Annotated in this window: 12 protein-coding genes; 7 read left to right on the top strand and 5 right to left on the bottom strand. The window is 52.8% G+C overall.

Translation table 11 applies throughout. The features are described 5' to 3' along the window. Window positions 1-153 precede the first annotated feature (153 nt). The 3 genes from FFI95_RS03340 (at window position 154) to FFI95_RS03330 (ending at window position 4,097) form a co-directional block, all read left to right on the top strand. A complete protein-coding gene (locus FFI95_RS03340) occupies window positions 154-1,887 on the top strand; it encodes an ABC transporter transmembrane domain-containing protein (protein ID WP_144821441.1) in 1,734 nt (577 codons plus the stop codon). Between the two features lie 89 nt (window positions 1,888-1,976). Further along, window positions 1,977-3,254 (top strand): 4-aminobutyrate--2-oxoglutarate transaminase, encoded by a 1,278-nt coding sequence (gene gabT / locus FFI95_RS03335; protein WP_144820975.1) that lies wholly within the window; start codon window positions 1,977-1,979, stop codon window positions 3,252-3,254. A 105-nt stretch (window positions 3,255-3,359) separates the two neighbouring features. Next, the gene (locus FFI95_RS03330) at window positions 3,360-4,097 is read left to right on the top strand and encodes a VC0807 family protein (protein ID WP_144820974.1); all 738 of its coding nucleotides are present in this window, start codon (window positions 3,360-3,362) and stop codon (window positions 4,095-4,097) included. 43 nt (window positions 4,098-4,140) lie between these two features. On the opposite strand, the gene gyrB is transcribed toward FFI95_RS03330, so the two are convergent. The 5 genes from gyrB to dnaA form a co-directional block, all read right to left on the bottom strand. Continuing rightward, a complete protein-coding gene (gene gyrB / locus FFI95_RS03325; protein ID WP_144820973.1) occupies window positions 4,141-6,558 on the bottom strand; it encodes a DNA topoisomerase (ATP-hydrolyzing) subunit B in 2,418 nt (805 codons plus the stop codon). 47 nt (window positions 6,559-6,605) lie between these two features. Further along, complete coding sequence (gene recF, locus FFI95_RS03320; RefSeq protein ID WP_144820972.1) at window positions 6,606-7,739, bottom strand: DNA replication/repair protein RecF; 1,134 nt, start codon at window positions 7,737-7,739, stop codon at window positions 6,606-6,608. A 124-nt stretch (window positions 7,740-7,863) separates the two neighbouring features. Further along, window positions 7,864-9,135: an ABC1 kinase family protein gene (locus FFI95_RS03315; protein ID WP_144820971.1), complete on the bottom strand. Its 1,272-nt coding sequence runs from the start codon at window positions 9,133-9,135 to the stop codon at window positions 7,864-7,866. 10 nt (window positions 9,136-9,145) lie between these two features. Further along, entirely contained in the window at window positions 9,146-10,249 is a 1,104-nt protein-coding gene (gene dnaN, locus FFI95_RS03310) for a DNA polymerase III subunit beta (protein ID WP_144820970.1), read from the bottom strand. Between the two features lie 90 nt (window positions 10,250-10,339). Then, window positions 10,340-11,794, bottom strand: a complete 1,455-nt coding sequence (gene dnaA / locus FFI95_RS03305) for a chromosomal replication initiator protein DnaA (protein ID WP_425463053.1) — start codon at window positions 11,792-11,794, stop codon at window positions 10,340-10,342. Between the two features lie 683 nt (window positions 11,795-12,477). Here dnaA and rpmH point away from each other — a divergent pair. The 4 genes from rpmH to yidC are packed head-to-tail and all read left to right on the top strand — an operon-like array spanning window position 12,478 to window position 15,033. Further along, on the top strand, window positions 12,478-12,612 hold the full coding sequence (gene rpmH / locus FFI95_RS03300; protein WP_144820968.1) for a 50S ribosomal protein L34: 135 nt from the start codon (window positions 12,478-12,480) through the stop codon (window positions 12,610-12,612). 15 nt (window positions 12,613-12,627) lie between these two features. Beyond that, window positions 12,628-13,035: a ribonuclease P protein component gene (rnpA, locus tag FFI95_RS03295; RefSeq protein ID WP_144820967.1), complete on the top strand. Its 408-nt coding sequence runs from the start codon at window positions 12,628-12,630 to the stop codon at window positions 13,033-13,035. After that, window positions 13,035-13,298, top strand: a complete 264-nt coding sequence (yidD, locus tag FFI95_RS03290) for a membrane protein insertion efficiency factor YidD (RefSeq protein ID WP_144820966.1) — start codon at window positions 13,035-13,037, stop codon at window positions 13,296-13,298. Before rnpA ends, yidD begins: the two co-directional genes overlap by 1 nt. Window positions 13,299-13,302: 4 nt before the next feature. Beyond that, window positions 13,303-15,033, top strand: a complete 1,731-nt coding sequence (gene yidC / locus FFI95_RS03285) for a membrane protein insertase YidC (protein ID WP_144820965.1) — start codon at window positions 13,303-13,305, stop codon at window positions 15,031-15,033. Window positions 15,034-15,065 lie beyond the last annotated feature (32 nt).

Here is a 15,065-nt window from a genome sequence, read left to right as displayed (position 1 = left end):
CACGGGTTGATCAAGAGCGATCAAGAGAGATCAAGAATATGCCAAGACTTGTCGAGAACAGCGCTCGAGCCGGGCCTGAGTCTACATCACTGCAGCTTTTTTCAGCAGCTCAATATCTGGAGGCACACCATTAACACGCGTCACCGGCAGGCCCTGAAACTGGTCATCGGATTCATTCGCCCCTACCGTAAGGCTGTTGCGGGTGCTCTGGTGGCACTGGTTATTACAGCAGGCATTACCCTTGGACTGGGCCAGGGTCTTCGGATTCTCGTCGATCAGGGCCTGGCGACACAGTCCTCCGGCGATCTGGCTCGCGCCATGGGGCTGTTTTTCATTCTGGTTCTGGGCCTGGCCTTCGGATCTTTCGCCCGTTTTTATCTGGTGTCCTGGATTGGCGAAAGGGTCGTGGCTGATATCCGTAAACAGGTATTCAACCATCTGATTGACCTTCACCCCGGATTCTTCGAACAAAACCGCGCACTGGAAATACAGTCCCGCTTTACCGCGGACACCACGGTTCTGCAATCGGTGATCGGCTCCACTGTGTCTATTGCCTTACGTAATGCGCTTATGCTGGTGGGTGGTCTGCTGTTGCTGTTCGTGACCAATGCCAGGCTGGCCGGGATTATCATGCTCGGGTTCCCTCTGGTTATTGTGCCCATTCTGTTTTTTGGCCGACGGGTACGAAAACTGTCCCGACTCAGTCAGGACCGGGTGGCGGATGTCGGCAGCTACGTCGGCGAAAACCTCACGCAGATTAAAACTGTACAGGCCTTTAACCATCAGCCCCATGACCGGCGTTTTTTTGCAGACATTTCCGAACGTGCCTTCAACATTGCCCGCGAGCGTATTAAACAGCGGGCCTGGCTGACCACTCTGGTGATCTCTCTGGTAATGGGGGCGGTGGGCATCGTCATCTGGATTGGGGGCCTGGATGTGATAGAGGGTCGCATCACTCCCGGTGAACTGGCGGCCTTTGTCTTTTACAGCTTGCTGGTGGGCGTGGCCGCGGGCGCCATCAGCGAGGTGATTGGGGAACTGCAACGGGCTGCCGGCTCTGCCGCACGGCTATTCGAGCTGTTACAGACCAGGCCCGCGTTTGCGCGGCCTCCGGAGCTGGCCAGTGAATTTCCCGAGCCGGTGGCCGGCCATATTACCATTAAGAACCTGAATTTCAGCTACCCCGGGCGCAGCAGCACTCCGGCGCTAACCGATATTTCGCTGAACATTCATGCTGGCGAAACCCTGGCACTGGTCGGGCCGTCTGGCGCCGGAAAATCCACGTTATTCGATCTCCTTATGCACTTTTACCAGCCCGACAGTGGCCGTATTCATATTGATCATACAGATACCGCCAGTGTATCCCTGAATGCGTTACGAGGCTGCTTTGCACTGGTGCCACAAAACCCAGCGCTGTTCCATGGCACCCTAGCAGACAACATACGCTACGCTCGTCCCGAGGCCAGTCAGGCCGATGTTGAAAAGGCGGCCCGTATTGCCCATGCCCATGAGTTTATCGAGAAGCTGCCCGAAGGTTACCTGACCCGGTTGGGAGATGCCGGGCTCGGGCTTTCCGGAGGACAGAAACAACGCCTGGCAATTGCCCGGGCGTTACTGGCTGATGCACCCGTGTTGCTGCTGGATGAAGCCACCAGTGCGCTGGATGCAGAGAGCGAGAGCCTGATACAACAAGCCATGCCGGCACTCACAGCTGGCCGCACCACACTGGTTATTGCCCACCGGCTGGCCACAGTAAGGGATGCTGACCGCATCGCCGTTCTGGATCAGGGGCGTTTATTAGCCGTTGGCAGCCACGACACACTGATTCAGGAAAACGAACTCTACCGTCGCCTTGCCGCACTGCAGTTCCGTGAGCCACCGGAATAATATTCCAGCCCCCGGTTTGTGTCCGGCCGAGCTACTACCTACACTGGGTAAGGAGACAGATAAATCAGATAAACAGGGAGAATGGCACCGTGAGCAATAGAGAGTTACAAGCCTTGAAAGAACGCTATGTTGCAGCGGGTGTGGCAAGCCCTAACGAACAGTTTGCCGACCATGCAACCAACGCCGAGCTCTGGGATGCCGATGGCAATCGCATGATTGATTTTGCCGGGGGCATTGGTGTTCTCAATGTTGGTCACCGGCACCCGAAAGTGGTCGCGGCGATCAAAGCGCAACTCGATAAACTGATGCATACCTGCCAGACCGTGATGCCCTATGAGGGCTATGTAAATCTGGCACAGAAACTAAGCGAAGTGGCTCCGGTAAAAGGGCATGCCAAAGTCATGCTGGCTAACTCCGGGGCGGAGGCACTGGAGAACGCAATCAAGATTGCCCGGGCTGCGACCGGCCGCACCAATGTTATCTGTTTTGATGGCGCCTTCCACGGTCGTACCTTCATGACGATGGCCATGAACGGCAAGGCAGCACCTTACCAGACGGATTTCGGCCCTATGCCGGGAACGGTTTACCGTGCCCCGTATCCTGTGCCTTATCATGGGGTGAGCGAAGATGAGGCCATTCGTGGGCTGATGATGACCATGAAAGCCGATTCACCCGCAAAGGATACCGCAGCCATTGTGCTGGAAACGGTACTCGGGGAGGGTGGCTTCTATCCGGCCCCTACGAGTTTCCTCAAAAAACTTCGCGAAATATGCGATGAAAACGGCATCCTCTTGATTGTGGATGAGGTCCAGTGCGGGTTTGGGCGGACCGGCAAGATGTTTGCCATTGAACACAGTGATGTTGAACCGGATATTATAACCGTAGCCAAGAGTATGGCAGATGGTATGCCCATCTCGGCGATTATCGGAACCGACAAACACATGGACGCCTCAGGCCCCAACTCACTGGGCGGTACCTACACGGGTAACCCGGCTGCGTGTGCAGCTGCACTGGCCGTGTTTGATGTATTCAAGGAAGAAGACATTCTGGGGCAGAGCCAGCGTTTGGGTGAAAAGCTGAATGCGCGGTTTACGCAGTGGCAGGAACAGTTCACCCATGTGGACAACGTTCGCTGCTTCGGATCCATGGCGGCATTTGAGTTTGTTGAAAGTAAGGACAATCGCAAACCCATGCCCGAACTGGCCGCAGCGATGACCAAAAAGGCAAAAGAGAAGAGTCTGATTTTGCTCAGTTGCGGTATGTACGGCAACAGCCTGCGCTTCCTGATGCCCGTTACCATCGAGGATGAGGTTCTCGAGGAAGGTCTGGCCATTGTTGAGGAATGCCTTAAAGAGGTCGGTGCCTGACACCTGGAGGTGTATTTTCGCGACTCAAGCCGAGCCTCCGGGTTCGGCTTTTTTGTGGCTTTCATCGTATACTGAGCCCAGCCGTACCATTAACCAGGCAGAGTTATGACTACACCCGATCGCACATCCATACCCGACCACAGACCCAGGCCCTGGGTCGACCTTCTGGTCAGCATTATTATCCCTTCAGTCATCCTGATGAAATTCAGTGGTGACCAACACCTTGGTAGCGTGAATGCACTCCTGATTGGGCTGGCATTCCCGCTGGGGTGGGGGTTATTTGAACTGGTTCGCTACCGCAAAAAGAACTTTATCGCGGTACTCGGTTTGATAAGTGTGGGCCTGACAGGCGGGATTGGCCTACTTGAACTGGATGCCTTCTGGCTGGCCATAAAGGAGGCAGCAATCCCCGCCATTATCGGGCTGGCTGTGCTGGCGTCGACACGTACTAAATACCCTTTGGTGCGGACACTGCTTTACAACCCGAGGGTGCTGGATATCGAAAAAATTCACTATACGCTGGCTGAAAAAGGCCACATAGAGGAATTTGATAACCGTTTGTTAAAAGCCAGCTACTTTTTTGCGGGCACCTTCCTGTTTTCATCCATAATGAACTATGTTCTGGCGCGCTGGATTGTGGTCAGCCCGTCCGGTACTCAGGCTTTTAATGAAGAGCTGGGGAAAATGACGCTGGTGAGTTATCCGATGATTGCTATCCCTTCCATGGTGATGATGCTGCTCATTTTTTACTATCTGTGGCGGACCATCCGACGTCTCACCGGTTACACACTGGATGAAGTGGTGGCACCGCACCTGGCAGAAAAAGAAAAGGCCAGAGAATAATTTCTCTGGCCTTTTTTGTTGTCCTTGAGAGTTTCTGATCCGATCAGATATCCAGGTTATGCACCTCCAGCGCATGGGTCTGGATAAAGTCTCTACGCGGCTCAACATCATCGCCCATCAGGGTTGTGAAAACCTGGTCAGCCGCAATGGCATCCTCAATTTTCACTTTCATCATGCGACGACTGTCAGGGTCCATGGTGGTTTCCCACAGCTGTTCCGGGTTCATCTCGCCCAGCCCCTTATAACGCTGAATATTCAGCCCTCTCTGGGCCTCTTTCATCAGCCAGTCCAGAGCTCCTTCAAATGACAACACAGTCTGTTTACGTTCACCACGCTGTACATAGGCACCTTCTTCAATAAGCCCGTTCAGGGTCTCACCAAGCTGTGCAATGGCGCTGTAAGACGGCGATTCGAAGAAGTCGTGGCCAAATATATGCTCATAAGGGATACCGTGCACATATACAGTCACTCTGGGAAGGAAAAGGCCGCGTTCATTATCCCTGGCAACCGAAAAGGTGTATTTGGTACCAGTACGGGTATCAATATCCAGGCCGTCACCCAGGCGTGCTGCCCAGGCCGCAACCGTTTCCTCGTCCTTCAGGTGCTCTGCTGTCAGCGTATCGTTCTGAAGCATTTGCTCCAGTACTCTGGCCGGATACGCACGGGACAGGCGTTCAATCATCGCCATCACGGCCTGATAATCCTTGACCATAGTTTCCAGGGCAGAATCTTTGATGGGGGGCGCTTCCGGATTCACATAAAGCTGCGCACCTTCCAGTGAGAGCTGAGTCAGGTAGGCATCTTTTGCCTTCTCATCCTTCAGATACTGTTCCTGCTTACCCCGTTTAACCTTGTACAGTGGCGGCATGGCGATGAACACATGGCCACGTTCAATAATTTCCCGCATCTGACGGAACAGGAAAGTCAGCAGCAACGTCCGGATGTGGGAGCCATCCACGTCTGCGTCCGTCATGATGATGATGGAGTGATAACGGAGTTTGTCCGGATCAAATTCTTCCCGGCCAATTCCACACCCCAGGGCGGTAATCAGCGTTCCCACTTCGGCAGACGACAACATCTTATCAAAACGCGCTTTTTCCACGTTCAGAATCTTGCCCTTCAACGGCAGAATCGCCTGGGTTTTTCGGTCACGGCCCTGTTTGGCGCTTCCACCGGCTGAGTCACCCTCCACTATATACAGTTCGGAGAGGGCAGGGTCCTTCTCCTGGCAATCCGCCAGTTTGCCCGGAAGACCGGCAATATCGAGCGCGCCCTTACGACGGGTCATATCCCGTGCCTTACGTGCGGCTTCCCTGGCTCTGGCTGCCTCAATCATCTTGTTAACAATAAGCTTGGCTTCGTTGGGCTGTTCCTGCAGGTAATCTGCAAAATGCTGGTACAGCTCCTGCTCCACGGCCGTTTTTACTTCCGAGGACACCAACTTGTCTTTGGTCTGTGACGAAAACTTGGGGTCCGGCACTTTGACACTGACGATGGCTGTCAGACCTTCCCGCGCGTCGTCTCCCGAGGTGTTTACTTTGGCCCTTTTCCCCAGCCCTTCCTGCTCAATGTAGTTATTCAGTGAGCGTGTGAGCGCGGCACGGAAACCAGCCATGTGGGTACCGCCGTCACGCTGAGGGATATTATTGGTGAAGCAGTAGATATTTTCCTGAAAGGCATCATTCCACTGCATGGCCACTTCAACCGCAATGCCGTCATCTTCACGTTCATGGTTAAAGTGGAATACGCGGTTAATCGGTGCTTTGCTGGTATTGAGGTGCTCAACAAATGCCCTCAGACCACCTTCGTACTCGAATATCTCTTCTTTACCGCTGCGCTCATCGGTCAGACGGATGCGCACGCCACTGTTAAGGAAGGCCAGCTCACGGATGCGTTTTGCCAGAACCTCATACTGAAACTCTATCTGGGTAAAGGTTTCCTGCGATGGTATGAAGTGCACCCGGGTACCTGAAGCTTCTGTATCACCCACAACCGAAAGCGGTCCCTTGGGCACCCCATGGTTATAAACCTGCTCATAGACCTTGCCATCACGGCGTATGGTTAACGTAAGGGTAGAGGACAAGGCGTTGACCACTGAAATACCGACACCGTGGAGACCACCGGACACCTTGTAGGAGTTGGAGTCAAACTTACCTCCGGCGTGGAGTACCGTCATGATCACTTCGGCCGCTGATACGCCTTCTTCCTCATGAATATCCACAGGAATGCCGCGGCCATTATCCTGGACCGTTACTGACTCGTCCGGGTGAATAATGATGCCTATCTCAGAGCAGTAACCTGCCAGAGCTTCATCAATGGAGTTGTCTACCAGTTCAAACACCATGTGGTGCAGGCCGGTGCCGTCGTCCGTATCACCAATATACATCCCTGGCCGTTTTCGCACCGCATCCAGCCCCTTCAGGACCTTGATACTGGCAGAATTGTAGTTCGATTCACTCATTAAAAAACTCCTGAAGCGTAAGGGCCGGCGTTTAACTCAAGCCGGTTTTATTCTTCCTTCAATTTTCCATGTTCCACGTGGAACATTCGATATTCAGGTGTGGAGTTACCTTTCCACAACACATCCGGATCCGGGTGCTCTATTGAGGTTACAAACACCTGGCAGCCCAGTTCCTGTAATTTCTGAGCCAGCATGGACCTGTGGCTCTCGTCCAGTTCGGCGTTAATATCATCGACCAAAAAACTGACCTGTTTGCCCAGTTCATTCAACACCACACTCTGGGCAATCTTCATCAGTATCACTAAGGTTTTTTGCTGGCCGCGGGAAAATGTCTCCGCGACTGGCCGCCCTTGAAACCGGATCCGGATATCTGCGCGATTGGGGCCATATAACGTATGCCCCATGCGCTTTTCCTGTTCCCGGTGCCTTAAGAGGACATCCGTCAACGACTGAGTGGTATCCCAGCCTGGATAGAACTCGAGTTTCAGTTTATCTGCCCAACTCATATCCACTTTGTGAACCAGGCTGAAAAACGCACGCTTGAAACCCTCAAATGTCGTTTCCCGGGCAGTGCTCACTTGTTCACTCAATGTTGCGTACTGTGCGTCCCAGATACGCAGCAGGGATTCGTCCATTCTACCATTTCTGAGCGTTTGATTCCGCTGCGATATCACTCTCTGACACTGCTGCCAGCCGGCTGCAAAGGAAGGTTCCACGTGGAACACTGCCCAGTCGAGAAACTGTCGGCGCTTACCAGGCCCCCCCGCGACAATGTCGAACACCCCGGGGTCAATTACTGAGACCGGCAGATGCATGGCCAGCGACGAGAGACTTCGTACACTTTCGCCATCCACGCGAAGGATTGTTTCTTTACGGGATACATCCCGGGAAATTCCCAGACGATGGGCCAGTGGGTTTTCTGAGCGCCGGTTCTGTAAACCATCAAACCCGTGGTCCAAACCACCAAAAACCGTCAGCTTATGTTCGCCATGCTGAACAACGGCCTGGTGCCGGTTAACCCGGAACGATCGGCCTAACCCAAGATAACCGATGGCTTCGAGTATGCTGGTTTTGCCACTGCCATTAGCACCATAGATCAGATTGAACGACGGCGAAAAAGAAACAGGTTCCGTGAAGTTAAGATTGCGAAAAAACTCGGTATGAAGCTTTACCAGCGCCATAGAAAGGACAGCTCGTCGCGGCAGCAAGAGAAATGGACTGTATCCATGAAAAAAGGCAGCGCCCCGCACACGGCGTGGACAACTGCCTCAGTGTACAAAATCTGAGTGCTGAAGGCGACTGACTTCAGTGCAGCAAGCTCAGACGATCATCCATGAACATATCCATTTCAGGTGCCAGGATGTGTACATACCGGTCAAAATACAGGAACTGTTTCAGGAGCAGTGCAAATTCCCGGGGAAAGTGGAGACCATGGCTTTCGCCGACCCTGACCATTTCCATAAGAATATTATTAACATCGTCCTCTGCCTGCTCCGCCTGATAGGGCACATCATCGGGAACCATTGTATCCATCGTCTGATACAGCTTTTGCAGATCGGCTGCCAGTTCGTCCGTCTTTACGGCTTGCCGCGTCACGCCAATGCGAATCATTGCGTCCGCCATGCCTTCAAAGTTACCGACCATGACAGCGGAGATGAAATCACTGACCGCCTGCCAGGTGTCCGGCCGTATCCTTCCGACAATCCCGAAGTCGATAAAGCCGACGCGTCCATCTTCGAGAACCATCAGGTTACCGGCGTGCACATCCGCATGAAAAAACTCACATTGGGTAAGGCTGGCAAACCAGGTATTCATCGCCGTGATCAGCGTACGTTCAGGATCTTTGGCGTAGCCCCGGATACTTTCCAGATCGGTTAGCGGTACCCCATAGAAGCGTTCCATGGTAAGTATCCGGCGGGTGCTGCAATGTTCATAGACCCGGGGAACGGCGGCATCCTGGTTATGGGTATCGTGCAGGAAAGTCCGGAATACCTTGAGGTTGTTCGCCTCTTTGATGAAATCACACTCTTCCATCATGGTGCGCTGAATTTCTTCCACAATCCCCGAGAGGGACGTCCAGGACAGCTTTGGTGCCAAAACCTCCAGAATCCGGGCCGATGCGTACAGAAAATTCAGGTCGGTCAGCAGGATGTTTTCAACACCGGGCTTTTGTACCTTGATTACGACGTCTTCGCCGGTAACCAGCCGGGCGGCGTGTACCTGCGCAATCGAGGCAGATGCTAAAGCAACAGGGTCAATCTCGGAGAACACCTGGTCTACAGGCTGGCCCAGTTCTTCCCGGATGATTCGCTTGATAACGCCAAACGGCAAGCTGGGGGTACGGTCCAGGCAATACTGAAACTCTTCAACATACTCTTTTGGAAAGAAGGTGGGCGAACTGGCGATAAACTGGCCCAGCTTGATGTAGGTTGCACCCAGTGACTCGAACGTCTCACGCAGAAGCTGCGGGGCAGGGGGGCGTTCACCCCCGACCCATTTAACCCCGGTCCGGCCAAGTACCGACAGGGTTTGTCCGATTCTGAATGCGCCCTTGATGCCATTCGCTAAGGTGCCCATCGGTCTTCTCCTATAGCCTCATCGGCATAACAACATAAAGGCAGCGATCATCCGTCTGGGATTCAATCAGTGCGCTGCTGTTAGGGTTGGAGAGGGTAATTTTCACCTGGTCATCGTCCAGAGCGTTCATTACATCCACAAGATAGCCCACATTAAAACCGATTTGCAGGGCCTCTCCCTGATAATCGACGGATACGGCATCTTCAGCCTGTTCCTGGTCAGGGTTATTGGCAAACACCTGAAGTTCATTGGTCGCCAGGTTAAGGCGCACGCCACGGATATTCTCATGGGAGAGAATACCAGCCCTCTGTAAGGTGTTTTTGAGCGTTGCCCGGTCCGCCAGAACCACTTTATCGCCGCCACGGGGGATGACCCGGTTATAATCCGGGAATTTGCCTTCAATGAGCTTGGAGGTGAAGGTATAAGATCCCACGGTTGCGCGCAGATGGTTATCACCAATAACCAGAGTAACCGGGGTTTCCACATCATCCAGCAACCGGGAAAGCTCCAGTACCCCTTTGCGCGGTACAATCACCTGACGGACCTCATCACACCCGGTGTCCAGCTCTACATGCGCCATTGCCAGACGGTGACCATCCGTTGCTATCGTGCGTATATGGCCTTTATCAACCTCCAGCAGCAAACCATTCAGGTAGTAACGAACATCCTGCTGCGCCATCGCGAAGGCGGTGGCATCGAACATACGCCGGAGTTCTTTCTGAGGCAGTTCCAGCCGGAAACTCTCCGCTTCATCTTCCACATTGGGAAAATGCTCTGCAGGCAAGGTAGACAGCGTAAAATGACTGGCGCCACTGCTCAGATGCAATCGATCGCCTTCCAATACCAGATCGATTGGGGCTTCATCCCCTAAGGCCCGGCAAATGTCGGACAGCTTACGGGCGGGTACCGTTATGCGCCCGGGCTGATCAATATGCACAGGTGTAACCCGGCCCACCAGCTCAACTTCCATATTAGTCCCGGTCAGGACCAGGGTGTTTTCTTCAGCGACCAGGAGTACGTTGGACAGTACTGGCATGGTCTGTTTTTTTTCAACCACACCGGCAATGCTTTGCAAGGGTGTGAGCAGGGATTCACGGCTGATCGTCAGTTTCATGTCACTCAGCTTTCTGTTGTTGGAAGGATGAATGTTGTTGCCTGATTGCTTTCACACAACTCCGGAATACCCAGGAAACCGGTGCAGGATTCAGCTGGTCAGCAATCTCATAAAGTTCTGATAGTCTTCGCGGATGCCCGGATCCGTCTCCTGCAGTTCCACGATTTTCTTACACGCGTGTAAAACGGTTGTGTGATCACGCCCGCCAAATGCCTCACCGATTTCCGGCAGGCTATGGTTGGTCAGTTCTTTCGCCAGCGACATGGCCACTTGTCTGGGCCGGGTCACCACTCGGGTCCGTCTCTTTGAATGCAGATCTGCTACCTTGATTTTATAGTATTCCGCTACCGTACGCTGAATGTTATCTATACTTACCTGCTTTTCATGCAGCGCCAGCAAATCCTTCAGACTTTCGCGGATGAAAGGCGGCGTAATCTCTGACCCGGTGAAGTGAGCATTCGCTATCACCAAACGCAGCGCACCCTCCAGCTCTCTGACGTTTGACCGTATTTTCTGCGCAATAAAAAAAGCAGCCTCACTGCTGAGTTTGACATTGGTCTGCTCGGCTTTTTTCATCAGAATAGCGACCCGGGTTTCCAGCTCCGGTGGTTCAACCATTACCGTCAGCCCCCAGCCAAAACGGGACTTGAGCCGTTCTTCCATATCCACGATTTCTTTCGGAAACCGGTCACAGGTCACAATCACCTGTTGTCCGCCTTCCAGCAACGCATTAAATGTGTGGAAAAACTCTTCCTGTGATCGCTCTTTGCGCGCAAAAAACTGAATGTCATCAATCAGCAACGCATCCACTGACCGATAATACCGCTTGAACTCGTTGATGGCGTTAAGCTGCAGCGCCTTTACCATGTCGGCAACAAAGCGCTCGGAACGCAGATACGCAACCTTCGCTCCGGGGTTACGCCGCACAATCTCATTGCCGATAGCATGCATCAGGTGGGTTTTACCCAAGCCTACACCGCCATACAAAAACAACGGATTATAGGCCCCACCGGGGTTCTCCGCCACCTGCATGGACGCCGCCCGGGCAAGCTGGTTGGACTTGCCCTCTACAAACGTATCAAAGGTAAAGCCTTCGTTAAGAAAGCTCTGGTGCTTGATGTCGCCTTCTACCTGGACCGACCGGCGAGTCGCAGGCGGTTTTTGCGCCTTGTTTGCCGTAGCGCGGTTCCCGCCGACGGTTGCCGCAACGCCTTTTTCTTCTTCCGTAACCCGGCCTCCGGCCTCTTCTTCCCCTTTCGGGCGAGGGCCTTCCGGGGCCTGCTCGGAACGCTCAACCGGATCGCTTTCCCTCGGCGCCGAGCCGACTTTCATCCCCACTCTTGGCGCCTGGCCACCATTCAGGTCTTTGAGAACTTCCTCTATTCGTCTGAGATACTTCTCATTAACCCAGTCCATAACAAACCGGTTGGGAGCGAACAGTATAAGCTGTCCTTCCCTCTGGTCAGACTGCAGGGGTCTCAGCCAGGTATTGAACTGCTGTGCGGGAAACTCGTCCCGGAGTACCTCAAGACACTGATGCCACATACTGTTCGGCACGACCGTCTGCTCCCGATAACCCATAAAATTCCCGAACCGGACGCACAACGTCTGATTCTGAAAGATGACCGCTGATTCTAACCCGCCAACTCCGACAGTACAAAGAGCCTGGCCCTGCTCATAAACACCCTGTGGAAATCTATATACTTAAAGATCAAATTCTTACAGACTTATATACACGGTTGTGTACAGAAAAATAAGTTCTGAAAGTTACCCACAAATCCATGTGCAGAACCCGACTCGAACCCTGTGTGTAACCCTTACCTCTACCAGTGGATAACTTGAGAGGTTCATTGCACACCCACTTATCCACAAACCGTTATGGCTTCATCCACAGGGCTCATCCACACTTTTCCTGAGCCTTATAAATGTCGTAATTGTCTGATTATATGAACTTAATTACGCTTTTCCACAGAAAACCCGGTGTGTAATAACAGTAGTAATAGAATTCTTTAAAGAATACTAAAGAGACTAGTTACTACTGTTATCTCATACACTGCACATCACCCGGCACCCATTGCCGATGCTCACAGAAAACAGCATTGGCATAAGCCCCTACCGATAAACGTTGAATCCAGGAAAGAATTTGCATAGAATGCCGCTCCTGTTTTGGCTAATAATTACTCAGCCAACTTCCGGACACCCAACACACGAATTGTGAGATCGTCACCATGAAAAGAACGTTTCAACCAAGCGTCCTGAAGCGTAAGCGCAACCACGGATTCCGTGCCCGTATGGCAACCGCCAACGGCCGCAAGGTTATTTCCCGTCGTCGTGCGAAAGGTCGTGCACGTCTGTCTGCGTAATCAGTCGTTCGCCTCATGAAGGCTTTAAGTTTCCCAAAATCCCATCGCCTGCTACGGCCTGTGGATTACGGAAAAGTCTTCAATGACGTACAACTGAAGGTTCCGCACAGAAACTTTCTGATCCTGGCAACGCCGAATAATCTCGGTCACGCCAGGATTGGTCTCATTTTTGCGAAAAAGAACCTGAAGTTAGCCGTCCAGCGAAACCGGGTAAAACGCCAGGTACGGGAAACTTTCCGTCACCAGCCAGATCTTCCAGGAATGGACATCATCGTTCTTGGACGCCAGGGACTTGCAGTTCTGGATAATCAGTCAATCCGGACCTCACTGAACAGCCTTTGGCAACGACTGGTTAAAAAATACCATCAGCTACCGCCATCTCGGCCAGCAGACACTGTATCTGCCGGTGAGGGAACAGGTTAATGCGCAAGTTGCTTCTTCTTCCCATCCGCTTTTACCAGTACGCCATCAGCCCGCTAATGGCCAGTCACTGCCGTCATTATCCGACCTGTTCCCAGTATGCAGTGGAGGCAATTACGCAACACGGCTCCCTGAAAGGTATTTACCTTTCCGTAAAGCGCCTGCTGAGATGTCATCCATGGGCTGAAGGTGGCTATGATCCGGTGCCTGACACCACTCAAGCACGGGCCGACAAATCCCCGATAACAACCCAGACCAGACAGTAACTCTATGGATATTCAACGCATCGTACTATTTGCCGGCCTGGCCATTGTCAGTTACATGATGGTGCTTGCCTGGAACGAAGATTATCACCAGCCGGTTCCTACGGAGCAGGTAGCTGAGTCCGGACAGGTGGCATCCGGAAATGCGTCTGACAACACAGACGCGATGGTGGCTCCGGGTGATGCTTCACAATCCCCGGCTACTGGCAATAGCCGTGCTGATGAAGAGTTTTCTGTGCCGGATAATGGCCAGCCTGTTGTCAGCTCCGACAAGACGGATACCAACATAGAGAACCAGTATATAAGCGTCCGCACAGACGTTCTGGATCTGGTCATTGACCGTGTAAGCGGCAATCTGGTTCGCAGTGAGCTGCTTGACTACGACAAGTCACTCAACAGTGAACAAAATCTGACGCTTCTGAATAACACAGAGAATCGCTACTACGTACTGGAAAGCGGACTTATCGGGCAGAACGGACCTGACAGTGCTAAAAACGGACAGGCTCCGGTATACGAAACAGACGCTGATAGTTATCAGCTGCGCGAAGGTGACGATGAGCTGACCGTAGATCTGGTGCACACCACAGAAACCGGTGTCCGAATCACCAAACGGTATCAGTTTGCCCGTGACAGCTATGAAATCGACATCCGCTATCTGATTGATAACCGTTCCGATGCAAACTGGCAGGCGAACTTTACCGGTAAAATTGTTCGCGACCAGGCTCCGGATCCTTCTTCCGGGCCAAAAGTAGGCATAAAAGCGTTTCTGGGCCTGGTAACCAGCACGCCGGAAGACCCCTATAACAAATTCGATTTTGGTGATCTGGAAGACAAGCGCATCAATAAAACCGTTACCAATGGCTGGATGGCGTTCTTGCAACACTACTTCCTGACCGCCCTGGTACCGGATAAAGAGCAGCCCGCACAATTTCAGACCACACGTCGGGGATCTCTGCACGTGATGGGCTTTGTTTACCCGTCGACGACCGTCGAGCCCGGAGCGACTACGGAAGTGGGAGCCCGCGCCTATGTTGGTCCCAAGATTATAGATCGTCTGGAAACCGTTGCTCCTAATCTTGACCGTACGGTAGATTTTGGCTGGCTTTTCTTCATCTCACTGCCGCTGTTCCTCATTCTGGACTGGTTCCATAGCCTGGTAGGCAACTGGGGTGTCGCTATCATCCTGCTGACGGTTCTGGTTAAGGGCGTCTTTTTCAAACTGTCAGCAACCAGTTATCGCTCGATGGGACGTATGCGCGCCGTTGCGCCGCAGTTGAATCGGCTAAAAGAGCTGTATGGCGATGACCGCCAGCGTATGTCCCAGGAAATGATGGCTCTGTACAAAAAGGAAAAAATCAACCCGTTGGGCGGGTGCCTGCCTATTCTGGTACAGATGCCTGTGTTCATTTCCCTGTATTGGGTTCTGTTCGAAAGTGTGCAGTTGCGTCATGCGCCGTTCTTTCTCTGGATACATGACCTCTCGGTCATGGACCCTTACTTCATACTGCCGATTCTTATGGGCGCAAGTATGCTGTTGCAAATGAGCCTGAACCCGACGCCGCCGGATCCGATGCAGGCCAAGATCATGAAGCTGATGCCCGTGGTATTTACCTTCTTCTTCCTCTGGTTCCCGGCGGGTCTGGTGCTGTACTGGCTGGTAAACAACATTCTCTCCATTGCTCAGCAGTGGTACATTACCCGTAAGATAGAAGCAGAAATGGCCACCAAAAAGAGTTGACCCGGTGGCAGGTTAATCCCTCAGTAAAGGCT

The sequence above is a fragment of the Marinobacter piscis genome, from assembly GCF_007671655.1.
Lineage (GTDB): Bacteria > Pseudomonadota > Gammaproteobacteria > Pseudomonadales > Oleiphilaceae > Marinobacter > Marinobacter piscensis.
This window is presented reverse-complemented; position numbering and strand designations above follow the sequence as displayed.

What these genes read in the sequence shown, in the direction of transcription:
- FFI95_RS03330 (WP_144820974.1), top strand. Translation starts at nt 3,360, where the DNA reads ATGACTACACCCGATCGCACATCCATACCCGACCACAGACCCAGGCCC.
- gyrB (WP_144820973.1), bottom strand. Translation starts at nt 6,558, where the DNA reads ATGAGTGAATCGAACTACAATTCTGCCAGTATCAAGGTCCTGAAGGGG.
- recF (WP_144820972.1), bottom strand. Translation starts at nt 7,739, where the DNA reads ATGGCGCTGGTAAAGCTTCATACCGAGTTTTTTCGCAATCTTAACTTC.
- FFI95_RS03315 (WP_144820971.1), bottom strand. Translation starts at nt 9,135, where the DNA reads ATGGGCACCTTAGCGAATGGCATCAAGGGCGCATTCAGAATCGGACAA.
- dnaN (WP_144820970.1), bottom strand. Translation starts at nt 10,249, where the DNA reads ATGAAACTGACGATCAGCCGTGAATCCCTGCTCACACCCTTGCAAAGC.
- dnaA (WP_425463053.1), bottom strand. Translation starts at nt 11,794, where the DNA reads ATGTGGCATCAGTGTCTTGAGGTACTCCGGGACGAGTTTCCCGCACAG.
- rpmH (WP_144820968.1), top strand. Translation starts at nt 12,478, where the DNA reads ATGAAAAGAACGTTTCAACCAAGCGTCCTGAAGCGTAAGCGCAACCAC.
- rnpA (WP_144820967.1), top strand. Translation starts at nt 12,628, where the DNA reads ATGAAGGCTTTAAGTTTCCCAAAATCCCATCGCCTGCTACGGCCTGTG.
- yidD (WP_144820966.1), top strand. Translation starts at nt 13,035, where the DNA reads ATGCGCAAGTTGCTTCTTCTTCCCATCCGCTTTTACCAGTACGCCATC.
- yidC (WP_144820965.1), top strand. Translation starts at nt 13,303, where the DNA reads ATGGATATTCAACGCATCGTACTATTTGCCGGCCTGGCCATTGTCAGT.